1 protein-coding gene is annotated in these 3,136 nt (G+C 35.9%); it reads right to left on the bottom strand.

Going from position 1 to position 3,136, the window contains the following annotated elements:
* Positions 1–254: 254 nt before the first annotated feature.
* Positions 255–2,849 (bottom strand): PAS domain-containing protein, encoded by a 2,595-nt coding sequence (locus J7K40_08225; protein MCD6162383.1) that lies wholly within the window; start codon positions 2,847–2,849, stop codon positions 255–257.
* Between the last annotated feature and the right edge of the window lie 287 nt (positions 2,850–3,136).

The raw sequence follows: 3,136 nt of genomic DNA, 5'->3' as shown, positions 1-3,136 counted from the left end.
GGGTTAGAGTGCTTGGTGTACATCCTCGTGCACCAACATTATATAGAGTGCTTGGTGTACGTCCTCGTGCACCAACATTATATTATTCCCCTCTCGAGAGAGGTGTCAGGAGTGTGTTTTTAACGCTAAATGTGCAACATAATTCCTAATAATACGGGTTACAATTCTACTGCAAAACCAGGGATAAAACCTGCACATTGCAGTATCGCATGATGGAGTCTATAAATAATCCCATATAGATGATAAATTGCGGTTTATAAAATTTTTAAAGCGGTTATTAAATTTATTTTCTTGTTAGTTAAGCCAAGTTTTTTTCTTATTTTCTCCCGATATTTGCAGACAGTTGCCAGCGCAATATTCAAATCATTGGCGATTTCTTTAGATGTGGCGCCGCCCATTATCATAGTGCAAACTTCTTTTTCTCTACCCGATAATTTGGAATAAGAATACAGCATACCGCCTGCAGAGGATACAAATTTTTCTAAGCAATTCATAATGAAGCTATAACAAGTATGGTTCACTGTTCCGTCATTTTTAATAAGTTTCGTAAAGGCAGGCATAATTGTTTTATCGATATTCTTAGCAATTTGCGCTCTAAATTCCACTTTCTCTTCTTCGATATGGGATAATATCTCTTTTAAGGCTATATTTTTTTCTTGAAGCATTTGCCTTTCTTTTTGAAGCTTTATGAGAATTTGAAGTTCGTGAACTTTCTTCATGACAATATCAATAATTTCTTCCAAGTAAACTACTGTATTTAAAGCCGGTCTTTTTTTATTGAAAGGTGTATCCACATAAAGCAAGCCCTCGTATTGATTATCAATGCCAATAATCGGAACAATATGCCTATCGCCGGTCTTCCATAATGAATTATCGTTTGCCGATTCGGGCATTTTCTCAACAAATTCTTGAGCCTTTTCAGAAAAAGCGTTTGCTTCTTCGGGAATGAAATAGGAATTACTAATACGATATTTTCTCGATTCTACATCTTTTAGCAGTTCCATATCGTGAACAAAATTATCTTTCGAGGATTGTATAGAATTATCATCTGAACCTATCTGTTCAAGATTGGTAATTTCTTTTTTGCTATTATTTATAATCACTATTGCTTGTTTAAACAGTTTTGCCTCACATATTGCCATACAGCCAAGTCTGAGACATTCATTAATATTTGCAGCGCTGCGTAGATTTGCCAAAAACTGCAGTTTAACTTCATTTCGCATCTCAATTTGTTTTATCTCGGTAATATCCTCAGTATGGACAATCACTAAATCGGAAGGCACATAAGCATATCTTACCGATAGATATTTGGATTCGCCAGTAGTTTTGTAATAATACAATATCTCTTTATTGATAGTTATTCTATTATTAAAACATCGCCGTAAATCTCTTAAAATTTCCGGTTTATCATGGTATAAGTCTTTTGCTTTTACTCCAATTAAATCTTTAATCTTGTTCTGGGTAATTTCCATAGCTGCATCGTTATAATCAACCAGCTCAAAGTCGTTATTTACTCTTTTCCAAGAATAAGTGGGTATAGGAATACCTTTAAATTGCGCTCTTATCCTTTCCTCTTTTTCTTGCAGCTCTTCCTCTGCCTCTTTGCGTTCGGTAATATCGATAACGATACCCTGATAGTGCGTTATTTTTCCATCCTTGCCTTTCCTGACTTCCATTATGTCGTCAATCCATTTAGTATCACCATCTTTGGTAATAATCCGGTATGGCTTATGAGTAAACCCCTCTATTCCTTCATCCTTACTATATCCGGTTACCTCATCCATCACCCTATCCAAATCATCGGGATGAATAACTCTATCATAAGATATCTGACCGGCTACAAATTCCTCAGCCGTATAGCCAAACAACTTTTTAACATTATTAGTAACGAATTCAACTGGCCAATTCTGCTCGTTTTTCCAAAGGAATACCGCCGCTGGACTTTTGCTAATAATTTTGTAGGTTTCGCGTAACTCTTCCTCCGCCTGCTTGCGTTCGGTAACATCAAAAAGGATTCCTTGAAAATGAGTGATTTTACCGTGAGAATCTTTAATCGCCGTCGTCTGATCTTCAATCCAGCGTATTTCACCTGATTTGGTTATTATTCTATATTTCTGAGAAAAATCCGTAATACCCTTTTTGATATAATCAGCAATTTCTTTTTCCAACCTTTCGGCATCATCGGGATGGGAGATTTCTTGCCAGGAAATGCGTCCTGATAAAACATCGTTTGCCTTATAGCCAAACTGAAATATATTATCCGAGAGAAACTCTAAATGCCATTCATCAGGCCATTTTTCAGTAAACCGCCAACGGAAAACTACTGCGGGGCTTTTTGCAACAATATATTTAAAATCATTCAGGCTTTCTAATGTACTATTCAATTTGTCTTCAGTGCTTTTACGTTCTGAAATATCTATGGCTGCACCGGCAATGCCTATAATCTCGTCTTTTTCATTCAGCAATTGAGAATAGTGGGTTTCAAATGATAAATCATCTATTCTTATAATTGATTTTGATAATTTTCCGTTAAGAACATCCTCAAAATGTTTTCTATCGATAATATTTTTAAAAATACTAAAAACTGACTTGCCAATATAGTTTTTGGATTTAATTCCGAGTTTGTTTAAACTGCCGCCCGCTAAGGATATTATAATCCCGTTTTTGTTAAAAGTAAATACGACTAAAGGCGCTTCCTTGACAGCACTAAAAAATCGAAACCCGCTTTTGAGTATATCTTCTTCGGTCGCTATTAATTCTGGTTGTGATTTATCAGGTTCAGCGTTTTGTTTATGCAGCAGTTTAGGCTTCCCGGTATTTTTAGAGTTTGATGAAAGATCGTTTTTCATTAGGTTTTTTCCGTATCAAATATTTTATTTGATGCCACTGTTAATAAAATAACTATAATTGCTGATAAATCAAGATTAATTTATCCGGAATGTCTCCGGCTTTTTCCAGAACATAGCAGGTCGGGTTTCTCATTCGTCCGGCGAGTCAGGTTGTTGATAAAAGTTAATATTGAAAAATATCTCAACCTCATAGAAATAGTTGGGGCTGGAAAACCCCGACTTTCCAATCGGTGTGGGCTTTGTCAACAGTCTGAGGGCGAACACCCCTACGCACTGATGTATATAAT

The organism is Candidatus Zixiibacteriota bacterium (assembly GCA_021159005.1).
Taxonomy (GTDB): Bacteria; Zixibacteria; MSB-5A5; order UBA10806; family 4484-95; genus JAGGSN01.
This window is presented reverse-complemented; position numbering and strand designations above follow the sequence as displayed.

Coding starts and splice junctions, on each gene's coding strand:
- J7K40_08225 (MCD6162383.1), bottom strand. CDS start 2,849: ATGAAAAACGATCTTTCATCAAACTCTAAAAATACCGGGAAGCCTAAA.